The 13,693-nt window shown below is 64.4% G+C and carries 11 protein-coding genes and 1 tRNA gene; 5 read left to right on the forward strand and 7 right to left on the reverse strand.

The features are described 5' to 3' along the window. Window positions 1-41 precede the first annotated feature (41 nt). The gene (locus ACCD07_RS20820; protein WP_176652826.1) at window positions 42-821 is read right to left on the reverse strand and encodes a substrate-binding periplasmic protein; all 780 of its coding nucleotides are present in this window, start codon (window positions 819-821) and stop codon (window positions 42-44) included. A gap of 59 nt (window positions 822-880) precedes the next feature. Between ACCD07_RS20820 and ACCD07_RS20825 the strand changes: the two genes are divergently transcribed. From ACCD07_RS20825 to ACCD07_RS20835, 3 genes are all read left to right on the forward strand, one after another. After that, window positions 881-2,410 carry a tetratricopeptide repeat protein gene (locus ACCD07_RS20825; protein WP_413448435.1) on the forward strand — a complete coding sequence of 510 codons (1,530 nt, stop codon included), beginning with the start codon at window positions 881-883 and terminating at the stop codon, window positions 2,408-2,410. 161 nt (window positions 2,411-2,571) lie between these two features. Continuing rightward, window positions 2,572-5,265 (forward strand): hypothetical protein, encoded by a 2,694-nt coding sequence (locus ACCD07_RS20830; protein ID WP_413448436.1) that lies wholly within the window; start codon window positions 2,572-2,574, stop codon window positions 5,263-5,265. A gap of 12 nt (window positions 5,266-5,277) precedes the next feature. Continuing rightward, window positions 5,278-5,874, forward strand: a complete 597-nt coding sequence (locus ACCD07_RS20835) for a hypothetical protein (RefSeq protein WP_353403278.1) — start codon at window positions 5,278-5,280, stop codon at window positions 5,872-5,874. On the opposite strand, the gene ACCD07_RS20840 is transcribed toward ACCD07_RS20835, so the two are convergent. Both ACCD07_RS20840 and ACCD07_RS20845 read right to left on the reverse strand, forming a co-directional pair. After that, a complete protein-coding gene (locus ACCD07_RS20840) occupies window positions 5,812-6,408 on the reverse strand; it encodes a hypothetical protein (RefSeq protein ID WP_413448437.1) in 597 nt (198 codons plus the stop codon). The genes ACCD07_RS20835 and ACCD07_RS20840 overlap by 63 nt on opposite strands. Then, window positions 6,399-7,178 carry a substrate-binding periplasmic protein gene (locus ACCD07_RS20845; RefSeq protein WP_413448438.1) on the reverse strand — a complete coding sequence of 260 codons (780 nt, stop codon included), beginning with the start codon at window positions 7,176-7,178 and terminating at the stop codon, window positions 6,399-6,401. Before ACCD07_RS20845 ends, ACCD07_RS20840 begins: the two co-directional genes overlap by 10 nt. Window positions 7,179-7,358: 180 nt before the next feature. On the opposite strand from ACCD07_RS20845, the gene ACCD07_RS20850 reads away from it, so the two are divergent. Beyond that, window positions 7,359-9,395, forward strand: a complete 2,037-nt coding sequence (locus ACCD07_RS20850) for a methyl-accepting chemotaxis protein (protein ID WP_413448439.1) — start codon at window positions 7,359-7,361, stop codon at window positions 9,393-9,395. 14 nt (window positions 9,396-9,409) lie between these two features. Here the strand turns inward: ACCD07_RS20850 and ACCD07_RS20855 are convergent. The 4 genes from ACCD07_RS20855 to ACCD07_RS20870 form a co-directional block, all read right to left on the reverse strand. Then, window positions 9,410-9,485, reverse strand: a tRNA-Lys gene (locus ACCD07_RS20855). 84 nt (window positions 9,486-9,569) lie between these two features. Beyond that, window positions 9,570-11,375, reverse strand: coding sequence for a GspE/PulE family protein (locus ACCD07_RS20860; protein WP_176652832.1), 1,806 nt, complete (start codon window positions 11,373-11,375; stop codon window positions 9,570-9,572). Between the two features lie 24 nt (window positions 11,376-11,399). Next, window positions 11,400-12,188: a spermidine synthase gene (locus tag ACCD07_RS20865; protein WP_413448440.1), complete on the reverse strand. Its 789-nt coding sequence runs from the start codon at window positions 12,186-12,188 to the stop codon at window positions 11,400-11,402. Window positions 12,189-12,306: 118 nt separating this feature from the next. Then, the gene (locus ACCD07_RS20870; RefSeq protein ID WP_176652834.1) at window positions 12,307-12,825 is read right to left on the reverse strand and encodes a glycine zipper 2TM domain-containing protein; all 519 of its coding nucleotides are present in this window, start codon (window positions 12,823-12,825) and stop codon (window positions 12,307-12,309) included. Between the two features lie 436 nt (window positions 12,826-13,261). Here ACCD07_RS20870 and ACCD07_RS20875 point away from each other — a divergent pair, with 436 nt between their 5' ends. After that, complete coding sequence (locus ACCD07_RS20875) at window positions 13,262-13,660, forward strand: barstar family protein (protein ID WP_176652835.1); 399 nt, start codon at window positions 13,262-13,264, stop codon at window positions 13,658-13,660. The last annotated feature ends 33 nt before the right edge of the window (window positions 13,661-13,693 follow it).

A 13,693-nucleotide genomic window follows, 5' to 3' on the forward strand; every position in this document is an offset into this window, starting at 1 on the left:
CGATAGTGGCCAAAACCGACGTTGCTGTCAATCAAGCTTATTCAGTCGCCGTTGCCGTTCCACTTCTTCAGCAGCCGCGCCAGTTCGCCGGTTTTTTCCATCTGCTCCAGCGCCCGCTGCACGCGCGCCGCCACCGCCGGATCGACATGCGTCCCCATCGCCATGTAGACGTTGGTGGTGTACATCACATGCGGCAGTATCCTGACCTGGCCGGCCATGCCGGCCCGCGCCAGAAAGCCTTGCAGGTCGGGGCCGCGGTGCAGGAAGAAGCGGCCCCGTCCGGCGATCAGCTTCTGCAGGTTCATGGCCGGGTTGGTCGCGCTGGAATTGATGCGCAAGCCGCCGAACTGCTCCAGCATCTCGGCGGTGGAATAGCCGCGGTTGACCAGCACCACGCCCTGCGCGCCCAGCTTACGCACGTCGTCCCAGCCGTTGATCACCACCTTGTCGTTGATCCGCGCCAGCAACATGTACTGCAGGGGAAACAGCGGCAGGTCCAGGTACAGGTATTGGCGCTCGCGTTCGGCGGTGCGCTGTACCGCGCACAGCGCGTCGTGCTGGTGGTTGGCCAGCTCCGAATGCGCGCGCACCAATGGCAGCCATTGCTGGTCGCCGACGAAGATCAGCCCGGGGTCGATGCGTTCTATGGTGCGGAACAAATCCACGCAGTAGCCGACGATGCGATCCTTGCCGGCGGCGATGAACTTGGGCTCGGTGCCTTCCTGCGCGGCCACGCGCAAGGTCACCTGCGTCGCGTGCGCAGGCGAGCCCAGCAGCGTACAAGCCAGCATGACCAGCCAGAACGGCCTCAGCGATTTCATTTCACCCCTTGCGTGTTGGTTGCCTATATACTTGTATTTTTATCATGGAAAGTATATCAGTGCGCAAACTACTCACCGTTATTCTATGTTGCGTGGCGGGCCTGAGCCAGGCGGCGTCCAATTTCAGCTTTGATGTCGCCCCGGGGCAACACGGCGTCGGCTTGCGCGTGGTGGAGCAATATGATTATGCCCGCTCCTACCTCGGCAAATACGATGTCGTCACCGGCAAGCCGGTCAGCGGCGAGACCGCGCGCCCCATGCAGACGGTGATCTGGTATCCGGCCGCCAAGTCCGGCAAGCCGGTCAGCTACGGCGAGTACTTCCGCCTGGCCGCCAGCGAGGAACGCTTCGGCCGCAGCGACGCCGTCATCAACGCCGAACTGGCCACCAGGCTGAACGGCACGCCCGGCGGCAAGGAACACGCCGGCGAGGAAATGGCGCGCCGCATGTGGGCCGTGCGCGACGCCAAGCCGGCGTCCGGCAAGTTTCCGGTGGTGATCTATGCGCCCAGCTTCGGCGCCCATTCCTATGAGAACGCCGACCTGTGCGAATACCTGGCCAGCCACGGCTATGTCGTCATCGCCAGCCCCAGCATGGGCGCGCATGGCCGCTCCATGACCGACGACGTCGAAGGCATCGAAGCGCAGGCGGCCGACATCGCCTTCCTGATCGGCTATGCGCATACGCTGCCGCAGGCGGACACCGGCAATATCGCGGTGGCCGGCTACAGCTGGGGCGGTATCTCGAACGTGTTCGTGGCCGCGCGCGACAACCGCGTCAAGGCGCTGGTCAATCTCGACGGCTCGGTGCGCTACTGGCCCGAGCGGATCCAGGAGGCCAAGTACGTGCAGCCGTCGCGCCTGACAGTGCCGATGCTGTTCCTGGCCGCGCGCCCGCGTTCGCTGGAAGACCTGGCCAAGCGCGGCAAGCCGGTCACCAGCTTCCTCAACGAGATGAAGTATTCCGACGTGCGCATCGTCACGCTGCCGGCGATGGAGCACTTTGCTTTCTCCTCGGACGCGCTGCGCTTCATGCCGTCCAGCGCCTACAGCGAGTACAGCGCGGCAGAGGTGAGCCAGTCGCACAGCTGGATGGCGCGCTACGTGCTGCAATACCTGGACGCCTATTTGAAGCAGCAGCCATCGGCCAAGACCTTCCTCGACAACGAGCCGAAGAAGAACGGGGTGCCGGACCATTTGCTGACGGTGAGCAAAACGCTGTCGACCGGAGCGCCGCCGACGATGGAAATGCTGGCGCATGAATCGGCGAAGAGCGGCTTTGCCGACGTCCAGCAGGTCTATGAAGGCCTGCGCAAGGCCGACCCCAAATTCGAGCTGTCCGAATCGGACATGAACAACTGGGGCTACGGGCTGATGCGCGCCGGCGACACGCAGGGCGCGATCGCCGTCCTGAAGCTCGTGACGGTGCTGCATCCGGACAGCGGCAACGCCTACGACAGCCTGGCCGAAGCCTACGAGACGGCGCAGGACAAGGCGCAGGCGATCGAGCACTACCGGCGCTCGCTGAAGCTCGATCCGAAGAACGCCAATGCGGTACAGCATCTGAAGTTGCTGGGCGCGCCGCTGTAGCACTGTCGGCGAACTTGACAGTTATCCGCGCGCCGTCCTTCCGGCGCGCGCTAATCATCTGATTTCAAAGGAAAGGCAGAGCACGGCACGATAAATGCGTTACACCGCCGGTGCCCGCCATTGCGCGGGCTGGTGTATCCACGCATGGGAAAGGAAATCGTATGCGCATTGCTCCCTCGTTGTTGCTGGCGTCGCTGTTGCTGGTCGCCAGTATTCCCGGCAAGGCCTTCTGTCCCAAGAACGGCTTTGTCTGTTTCATCACTTCCAAGTCTGCCGGCAGCCTGACCCACCAGGACATTACCCAGCGCGGCATCGAGGCGCTCGACAAGCGCTACTTCGCCGTGCCCAAGCTGACCGCGTCGATGCAGAAGGCGCTGGACCAGATCATTGAAGCGGACGCCAAGGTCGACGAAGACCAGACCAGCTCGGCCAAGCACTTCGACGGCGAGAACGCGGCCGGCGCCCAGCTGCGCCTGGCCACGCTCAAGCAGAACGTGCTGGACGCGCTGCGCAGCGATCCGATCAACGCCACCGGCGCGCGCGACAACCTCGGCAGCGCGCTGCACACCATCCAGGACTTCTATTCGCACAGCAACTGGGTGGAGCAGGGCAACAGCGCCGCCCATCCCGGCGTCGGCCGTCCCGGCGCGCTGCCGTTCGCCGGCCCCGCCACGCCGACCTGCTCGGGCTTCACCGACACCGGCCTGACCTGCGCCAACTCGTCCAACATCATCGGCTCGCTCTTGACCAGCGGCTATTACGGCGGCGAGGACCGCGTCAAGCCGGGCGCCTTCAAGTGCAGCCACGGCGGCCCGCTGGACAAGAGCTCGCCGTCCAGCGACCCGGTCGGCTACTTCCGCGAAGGCATCAACAAGGACACGCTGTATTGCGACATCTCGCCGCACAGCAGCTACCACGGCACGGCCGCGGCCGCCGCCATCGCCGGCACCCAGCAGTTCATCGAAGACATCAAGGCCGAGATCACGCCGGCCCAGCTGAAAGCGCTGCTGGGCGCAGGCCCGACCTTGGCCTTCGCCATCGACACCACCGGCAGCATGGGCGGCATCATCGCCGGCGTGCGCGCCTCGGCCACCAGCATCGTCGACGCCCGCCTGGGCACCGACGAGGAACCGCTGCAATATGTGCTGGCGCCGTTCAACGACCCGTCCACCGGCCCCACCGTCGCCACCAACGACGCGGCGCTGTTCAAGAGCTTCATCGGCGGACTCGGCGCCTCGGGCGGCGGCGACTGTCCGGAACTGGCGATGACCGGCATGTACAACGGCCTGTCGCTGGCCGATCCCGGCGGCGACCTGTTCATGTACACCGACGCCACCGCCAAGGACGCGGGGCTGGCTGGCGCCGTCATCAGCCTGGCCAAGAGCAAGGACATCAAGATCTATCCGATGCTGTTCGGCAGCTGCTCGCCGTTGACGCCGGGCTACCTGCAGGCCGCCGCCGAAACCGGCGGGCAAGTGTTCTTCCTGTTCGGCAGCGAAGCCGGCACCGTCACCCAGCTGGCCGACCTGGTCGGCCGCAACAACGTGGTGCAGCTGCTGTCGACGGTCGATACCTACGCCAGCACCAAGAGCTACACGGTGCCGGTCGACAGCAGCATGACGCGGCTGACCGTGTCGGTGAGCGGCACGCTGCAGGGCCTGCAGCCGACGGTGACTCTGACCCGGCCGGACGGCGTCGTGGTCACCCTCGCCAATGCCACCAAATACCTGAGCCTGTCGAGCGGCGTCATCATCTCGATCGACAACCCGCCGCGCGGCGCCTGGACCCTGGCCGTCGGCAATTCGTCCGACCAGACCTATGTCAACGTCAACGGCATCGCCGACCTCGCGTTCAGCTCGTTCAAGCTGGCCCGCTTCGGCGCGATGCCGCCGCACCAGGGCTTGCTGGCGATCGATGGCGAGCCGGGGCCGGGCCAGGCGCTGTATGCGATCGCGGCGCTGACCGGCATTTCCAGCGCGCCGCAGTTCCAGCTGCGCCGCAAGAACTTCGAGCTGCTGTCGCCGCTGGCGCTGGAACAGGACCAGACCGACAACGGCAAGTTCTTCGGCGCGCTGACCGTGCCCAATGAAGCCTTCGTCGCCTACGCCACCGGCACCGACAGTTCCGGCTTCCCGTATCAGCGCCTGGTCAGTGTGCTGGTGCAACCGCAAACGGTGTCGGTCACGCCGCCGTCGCGGCAGGACCTGCGTCCCGGCGTCACCACCACGCTGACGTACCAGATCCGTAACGATGGCCCCGCCGGCACCTTCGGCATCAGCGCCACCGACGACCAGCATTACATCACCTCGGTCTCGCCCACCACGCTGACGCTGGCCAGCGGCGCCACCGCCAACGTCACCGTCACGCTGGCGCCGCCGGCCGGCGCGCGCATCGGCAGCTCCGACAGCATCACGGTGACGGCGCAAAGCAGCAGCGTCATCACCGTCCACAACAGCGCATCGCTGACGGTGTTCGTCACCGGCGCCGTGCAGCTGCCGGGGCGGCCGGACTTCGTCGCCCAGATCGTCGGCCAGGAAAATGTGGCGCCTGGCGTGGTCGGTGTCGATGTGCGCCTCACCAATACCGGCGTCGGCACCGCGCGCGACATGACCTTGTCCTCGCTGTCCATGCATACCTTGTCCGGCAGCGGCGCTGTCACGCTGAACGCAGCCCTGTCGCCGGCGCTGCCGTTCGTCACGCCGAATGTCGACGTGGGCAGTTTCTATACCGTGCGCCTGACCTTCAACGTGCCGTCCACCGTGAAGCGCTTCAGCGTCAGCGAAAACGGCAGTGTGAGCGACCTCGACGGCGTGATCTACGCCTACTCGCAGGCGCAATCCATCATTCCAAAATAAGGAGCAGCCGCCATGAAACTCAGACATTTGTACGCCGTGTTCGCGTTGCTGTTTGCCGTGCTGTGCTGGTCGCCGGCCGTGCAGGCCCTGCCGTTCACGTTCACGTTTGCCGCCCAGCCGGCCGGCGGGTCGATCAGCGGCTTGCCGGGGGAGACGGTAGGCTGGGGTTACGAGCTGGTCAACACCGACACGCTGAACTGGTTCGTGCCGACCCAGCTGAGCGCATCGTCGTTCAGCATCGGCTCGCCCGACGCCAGCTACTTCGACTTCCCCATCCTGGTGCCGGGCGCCGCCGCGACCGTCGCGTTCGATGCGGCTCTGCACACCGGCCTGTATGGCGTGCAGATCTTCCCGTTCGCGCTGCCGGGGCAGATCGACAGCGGCAGCTTCAGCCTGTCCGGCGAATGGTGGAGCGGCGACCCGCTGTCCGGCGGCACCTTTCTGCAGGCGGCCGACGTGGTGGTGTCGCCGTTCTCGCTGGACGTGGCCGGCATCACCGCCGTGCCGTTGCCGGGCAGCTTGCCGCTGCTGGTGCTGGGCCTGGTGCTATTGTGGGTGTGCCAGCGCCGCCGCAAGGAAGGCGCGCAGTTCGGCCTCGGTCTGCGCTGACGGCGCGGCGGGGCGCAAGTCCATGTAACGGCCGGGGCCGGTGCGGCCCAGCAGGTCGAAGTGCTTGCCGGCATACTCGGTGGGCCGCACCTGCAGCAGCGCCAGTTGCGAACCGGCGCCACCCCGGGCCTGGACGTGGATGATGAACTGGCAGCTGTACTGGCGGCCCTCGGCGTTCCAGTAGTAGTCGACGTCGGGAGTGATCAGGACGTCGTACCGGCGCTGCGCGGCGGGCAGGGCAAGCCAGGCGGCAAGTGCCGGCGCGGTGGTTGATGCGGCGGTTGACGGCGCGGCGAAATCGGCGTCGGGCGGGAACAACGGCGCGCCGAAGGGCAGGGCCATGCGGTAGCGCCGGTGCTCCTCGCGCTGGGCTGCAAGCTGCCGCACCGCCTGCAGTATCGTCCGCTGCGCCTGCTGCGGCGGCATCGTCACCACCAGTGCCGCCTGCATGTCGGCGGCGCCGCCCGCGCCCGATGCCGCCGCCAGCAGCAAGGCGGCGAGGGCGCGCGCCAGCTGCTTCAAGTTCAATCCCATTTGCGCATCATGCGTTCCAGTTCGCCGTTTTTCTCCAGCGCGTACAAGGCCTGCTCCAGCCGCGCGTTGATATCGCCGGTCAGCTTGTTACTGGTGGCGAAGTACAGCTTGGCGCTGTACATCACCTGTGGCAGGATGCGGACCTTGTCGGCGGTGCCGGTGCGCTCCAGCAGTTTATTCAAGCCGGGGCCGCGATGGAAAAACAGGCGTCCGCGCCCGGCGATCAGTTTTTGCAGATTGTGCTGCGGGCTGGTGGAGTTGGCGTCGACGACGATGCCGCCCATCGCCGCCACGATGTTGCCGGCAGCGAAGCCGCGGTTGACCAGCACGACGTTGTCCGGCGCCAGGCGGCGCACGTCGTCCCAGCTATGGATCGCCACATTGTCCTGCATGCGCGCCAGGAAGTGATACTCGATGGTGTACAGCGCCGGCCCGAGGAAATGAAAACGCGGCTCGCGGTCCGGCGTGCGCTGGACCGCGCATTGCACGTCCTGCTGGCCGCTCTCCAGTTCGGAGTAGGCGCGTATCAGAGGCTTCCAGCGCTGGTCGCCGATGAACTGCAGTTTGGGATCGAGCTGCTCGATGGCGCGCATGATATCGATGCACAGGCCGACGATGCGGTCCGGTCCGTCGGCGATGAACTTCGGCTCGGTGCCCTCCTGGGCGGCGGTGCGCAGCGTGACCGCCCGCGCAGGCAAGGCAGCGGCCAGCAGCGTGCCGCAGCATGCCGCACACAACAGCCGTTGCCATCCGACCTGCCTTCCTGCCATCTGCTATCCTCAGCCATGCGCTGTGCGCTCTTGACGCTAGCTTACACCAGTAGCCGTTCCGAGGCAGAGTGTGGCGAAAACTCACCAAATATTGCAAATGCATTGGAAATTCTATACGGCAACGCTTCGATAAGTCTATGATGAAATAGCCTGCACAGGCACGACAACGAGGGGACTGGCATGGATACCTATTCAGCGCGTTCGCCCATGAAGTTATGGCACAAGTTTTTGATCCTGAGCTTGATCGCGGTGGTCATCGCTGTCATCCCAACCTATCTGTACATGCGCGAGGCGGCCAAAGGGCTTGATGCCTATCTCGATGAGCAGCAGGGCCTGCCGGCCGTGCTGACGGGCCTGAGAGTAGTCCAACTGACGCAGCAGCACCGCGGCCTGGCGGCGCTGGTGCTCGGCGGCGTCAGCGCCGCGCAGGACAAGCGCGAAGCCAAGCAGAAGGAGGCCGACGCGGCGTACGCCGAGGTCGAGGCCATCGTCAAGAACCTGCACAACAAGGATCTTGACGCCGCGTGGGAAACAGCCCGGCGCGATTGGGAGACGTTGCGAGGTAACGTCAGCGGCCAACGCATATCCGTGCCGCAAAGCTATGCCGCGCACACCGCGCTGGTACCGAAGCTGCTCAAGGTAAATGACCTGCTCGGCGACTACTACGGCCTGAGCCTCGACCCCGACCGGGATACGTACCAGCTGATCCAGGCGATGTTCTACCAGCTGCCCTACCTCAGCGAGGAGTTGGGCAAGACCCGCGCCAAAGGCGCCGGCCTGCTGACCAAGAAGGACATCACCGCCGACGACCGCCTGCAACTGTCGTCCATCGTGGCCCGCGTCAGCGACCGGCTCGACCAGACCCTGACCGCGTTCAACAAAGCCGGTTCGGCCAATCCCGAGTTCCAGGCCAAGCTGGGGCCGGCCATGCAGGAGGCGGCGCAGGCGGCCAGCAAGATTACCGCACTGGCGCTGGCGCAAATTATCCAGGCCGACACGCTGACCTACTCGCCCGAGGAATACGTGGCCCTGTCGACCCAGGCGATCGACCTGCAGTTCAAGCTGAACGCCGCGGCCAGCAAGGAGCTCGATACCATCCTGTCCGATAAAATCTCCGCGTTCTACAAGACGCGCTGGACCATGCTGGCGGCGATGGCCGGGTTGCTGGCGCTGGCCTGCTATATCTCGATGCTCATTTCGCGCTCGGTGACCGTTCCGCTGCACAATGCCATCGAAGTGGCGCAAAACGTCGCGCGCGGCAATCTGGTCAATGATTTCGATGTCGGGGTGCCCAATGAAATCGGACAAATGCTGCGCGCGCTGAAGGAAATGAACGACAGCCTGCGCGACCTGGTCAACGGGGTGCGCACAGGCATCGACAACATCAGCGCGGCCACGCGCGATATCGCCAGCGGCAACGCCGATGTCTCGGCGCGGCTCGAATCGCAGGCCTCCAACCTGGAGGAAACCGCCTCGTCGATGGAGGAGCTGACCTCCACCGTCAGGCAGAACGCGGACAACGCGCGCCAGGCCAATGCGCTGGTGATCAACGCGTCCAGCGTGGCGACCAAGGGCGGCTCGGTGGTCACCCAGGTGGTGCAGACCATGGGTGAAATCAACGACAGCTCGCGCAAGATCGTCGACATTATCGGCGTCATCGACGGCATCGCTTTCCAGACCAATATCCTGGCCCTGAACGCGGCGGTGGAAGCGGCGCGCGCCGGCGAGCAGGGCCGCGGCTTCGCGGTCGTCGCCAGCGAGGTGCGCAATCTGGCCCAGCGCTCGGCCGGCGCGGCCAAGGAAATCAAGGAGCTGATCGGCACCAGCGTCGAAAAGGTGGAAGTGGGCAACCGCCTGGCCGACGAGGCGGGCCTGGCGATGGGGGAAATCGTCAGCAGCGTCAGGAAGATCACCGACATCATGTCGGAAATCGCGGTAGCTTCGGGCCAGCAGGGCGCCGGCATCGAGCAGGTCAACCAGGCGATTACCCAGATGGACGACATGACCCAGCAAAACGCGGCGCTGGTCGAGCAGACGGCGGCGGCCTCGGCCAGCCTTCAGGACCAGGCCCAGACGCTGCAGAATTCGATGAGCGTGTTTGTTCTTGCCGATGAGGCGGACAAGCGCAAGACTGCCGCGCGCCTGGCATCGGCCGGCGGCAAGATTGGAGCGGACATAAAAAAAAGAGTCACGATTGCTCGTAACTCCTTGATTTAGTCCTGCGAATTCGGTGGTAGGCCGTGCGGGATTCGAACCTGCGACCAACGGATTAAAAGTCCGCTGCTCTACCAGCTGAGCTAACGACCCCCGAAAGAGGCCGTATTATATACACCACGCCGGAAACTGCAAAGGGTTTTGTGAAAACAATTTAGCCCTTTCCCGGCGTTGTTTTTATTTCATCCCCAGCGCCGCCGTCACCTTCAGCACTTCGTCGGCCGTGGTCACGCCTTCCTGAATCTTCATCGCGCCGGCGATGCGCAGCGGCTTCATGCCGTCGGCCGTGCTCTGGCGGCGCAGCGCCTGGATGTCGGTTTCCTCGCGCACCATGTCGCTGAAGCCCTCGGTCACCGTCAGCAGCTCGTAGATGCCGGTGCGGCCGCGGTAGCCGGTCTGCCGGCACTCGGGACAGCCCACCGCGCGGTAGATCTTGTCCGGCTTGGGCAGGTTCCAGGCGCCGCCCAGGCTGTGCCAGATATCGTCGCTCAGCTCGCCGTCGTCCTTCTTGCACTCGGTGCACAAGGTGCGCACCAGCCGCTGCGCCATGATGCCGATCAGCGTCGCCTCCAGCAGGTAGTAGGGCACGCCCAGCTCCAGCAGCCGCATCACGGCCGACGGCGCGTCGTTGGTGTGCAGCGTCGACAGCACCAGATGGCCGGTCAGCGCGGCCTGGATCGCCATCTCGGCGGTGGCCAGGTCGCGGATCTCGCCGACCATGATGATGTCCGGGTCCTGCCGCATCAGCGCGCGCACGCCGTCGGCGAACGACAGCTCGATGCCCGGCTGCACCTGCATCTGGTTGAAGGCCGGCTCCACCATCTCGATCGGGTCTTCCACCGTGCAGACGTTGACCTCCGACGTGGCCAGCGCCTTCAGCGTGGTGTACAAGGTGGTGGTCTTGCCAGAGCCGGTCGGCCCGGTCACCAGGATGATGCCGTGCGGACGGCTGGTCAGCGCGTCCCAGCGCTCGGCGTCGTCGGTGGGGAAGCCCAGTTCCGGCAGCGTCTTGACCACCACGTCCGGATCGAAGATGCGCATCACCAGCTTTTCGCCGAAGGCGGTCGGCAGGGTCGACAGGCGCAGCTCGATTTCCTGGCCGCCGGCGGTGCGGGTCTTGATGCGGCCGTCCTGCGGGCGGCGCTTCTCGATCACGTCCATGCGGCCCAAGAGCTTGATGCGCGCGGTCATCGCGATCATCACCACCGCCGGCACCTGGTACACCTGGTGCAGCACGCCGTCGATGCGGAAGCGGATCGCCGCCATGTCGCGCTTGGGTTCGAGGTGGATGTCGGAGGCGCGCTGCTCGAACGCGTACTGCCACAGCCAGTCGACGATGTTGATCACGTGCTGGTCGTTGGCGTCGACCTGCTTGTTGGTCTTGCCCATCTCGACCAGCTGCTCGAAGTTGTTGCGCAGCGCGAGGTCGTTGCTGTTGGACTTGTTGGCCTTCTTGATCGACTTGGCCAGGCTGAAGAACTGCGTGATGTATTGCGCGATGTCGAGCGGGTTGGCGATCACGCGGCGTATCGTGCGGCGCGAGATCTTGGCGATCTCCGCCTCCCATTCCACCGCGTACGGATCGGCGGTGGCCACCACCAGCGTGTCGCCGCTGATTTCCAGCGGCAGGATGTTGAAGCGCGCCGCGTAGTTGGCCGACATCACGTCGGCCACGCGGGTGAAATCGATCTTCAGCGGGTCGATGCGGGTGAAGGCCAGGCCGGAACGCGCCGCCAGCCATTCGCACAGCGCGTCCAGGGTCAGCAGCCGGTGCGGCGGCTGCGCCGACAGCAGCTTGGCATGCGCGACCGCGCACAGCGGATGCATGTGGCCGACGGTGTTCTTCAGGATGCCCTGGCTTTGCGCGTACAGCTCCTTGACTTCGGCCTTGCGTATCATGCCGTCGGCCAGCAGCCAGGTGTAGATCTGCTGCAGATCCAGCGGCGCTGGTTTCGGCGTGGGTTGTGCGGACGTTGCGGACATCGTGGAAGCCACTTTCAAAAGTCGTTACAGCGACGTGATACCCGCTGTTATACCCTTCACCCAGCTCTTGGCCGGCAGCTTGGTCTCGGCGACGATCTGCGCGGCGCGCCCGGCCAGTGCCTCCAGGTCGATCGCGCGCTTGCGCCGGAAGGCGATCGCGACCACGTTACCATCATGTACCTGCGGCAGGCAAATGACTTGCTCGAAAGCGAACTTGATGGCCTTGATGTTGCGCGCATAGCTGGGATGGTCGCCGAACAGGTTCACCGTCATGATGCCGTGGTCGGTCAGGCAGGCGTTGCAGGACTGGTAGAACTCGGCGCTGTCGAGCACCGGGCCGCGCGCGGTGGCGTCGTACAGGTCGACCTGCAGCACGTCCAGCGTGCCGGCGTTGGCTTCATCATTGACGAAATCGAGCGCGTCCATTTCCACCACGCGCAAACGGGCGTCGTTCGGCGGCAGCTTGAACATCGACTCGCAGATGGCGATCACCGACGGGTTCAGCTCCACCGCCGTCACGGCGGCCTCGGGGAAGGTGACGTAGCAGTACTTGGTCAGCGTGGCCGTGCCCAGCCCCAGCTGGGCGATGTGGGCCGGCTTTTGCCGCCACAGCATCCACGTCATCATCTGCTGCGCGTATTCCAGCTCCGGCCAGTTCGGCTTGCGGATGCGCATCGCGCCCTGCACCCACTCCGTGCCGAAATGCAGATAGCGCACGCCGTCCTGCTCCGACAACGTCACCGGCGCGTACTTGGGCTTGCGGGCCGGGCGGGAGGATTCTTCTTGTTCGATGGATTTTCGTTTGATCAGCATGGGGAAGGTAAAACAGGAGGTGAACGGTCATTATCCCGCGTTGCCTTACTCTAAGGCAAGCCGGAAAACAACAATGCCGGTCGCGGGACCGGCATTGCTGGGGGAGGGCTGAAGCGGATTAACGCTGCATCGGCTCGACGACCACGCGCAGGCGCACGCGCTCGCCCGGATCGTAGGACATCACGCTGGTGTAGTTGCGGCCGCGGTAGTCGTAGGTGACTTCATAGCCGGAGGTGCGCGATTCCCAGTGATCGACGGTGCGGCACTGCTTCACTTGCTGTTCCTGCACGCCGCCGCCGTTCGGGGTGTTGGCATTGTCGATGCGGTCGCCTGCGACCGCGCCGGCGATGGCGCCGGCAGCGGTGGCGACCGAGCGGCCGGTGCCGCCGCCGACCTGGTTACCGGCCAGACCGCCGATCAGGCCGCCGATGATGGCGCCGCCCACGCCGCGCTGCGGCGCCGGCTGCTGGACCTGGACGACTTCGGTGCGGCACTCCTGGCGCGGACGGTTGATCTGTTCCACTTGCGGGGTGACGCGAACCACGCGGCCGAAATCTTCAAAATCGGCTGCTTGAGCGGCGAAAGGCAGGGAGCCTGCGCAAAGTACGGATGCGATCAGTTTGGCTTGCAAGTTCATTTGAGACCTCGTTTCAGTTGGATGTCTTATCAGGGATTCTGATATTGCATGCTTAGTATGGTAATCCCGCCAAGAGCCCTTAACCAGCCCTGAACAGGTATCTGTGGCAACAAATTGTAACAGCGGACACGACGGCCCGTCGCCGCTTCTGCAGAGCGAACTGTGCCGATTTAGCCCCTAAAACACTTACAAAATGTTCTGTTTTTAACAAATATTGCGTGAGGCATCACATTCGTGTTGATCTGGAAGGAACAACACGTTACCCTAATATGCGTATGGGATTCGAGAAACACGTTGAATCAGCCACGGCCGACGCAGACCAGTTTGCCGTGTTAAGTGGACAGGTGCTCAAATTATTTATTCATTAATTCACAAGATAGGCACTCTCGACAGTAAAGTGGACACACCGTACATGCCAGGTCAAATTGAGGGAACCATGAGTTTGCTAATGACCGTGCCGCCCAACCTCGTGCAGTCGATCCGCGCCTTCCGCGTGGCCGAGCTGCAGGAGGAAGCGGCCCGCCTGGGGCAGCACTTTCTGTACGCGCACTGCATCGCCGGCGCGACCAAGCAGCAGGTCCTGGGCATCATTGCGGAATCGTTCCTGTTTCCCAAGGGTATAGGCAAGAATTTCGATGGGTTGCGGACAACCTTGACCGAAACCATGGCCAACGCCGGTCCCCAGGAAGGTTTCCTGGTGGTGCTCGAGCAATTGCCGAATACTCAAAAATTTGACAAGGAAGCAAGGGAAACCTTGCTGGACGTCTTCCGCGACGCTGCCGACTACTGGGCCGACAAGAAAGTTCCGTTCCGGGTGTTTTACTCCTTCGAGTAAGCCGGAGGCCTTCCCGCGTCTGCGTGGAAGCGG

The organism is Duganella sp. Dugasp56, assembly GCF_047304105.1.
Taxonomy (GTDB): Bacteria; Pseudomonadota; Gammaproteobacteria; order Burkholderiales; family Burkholderiaceae_D; genus Rugamonas; species Rugamonas hordei.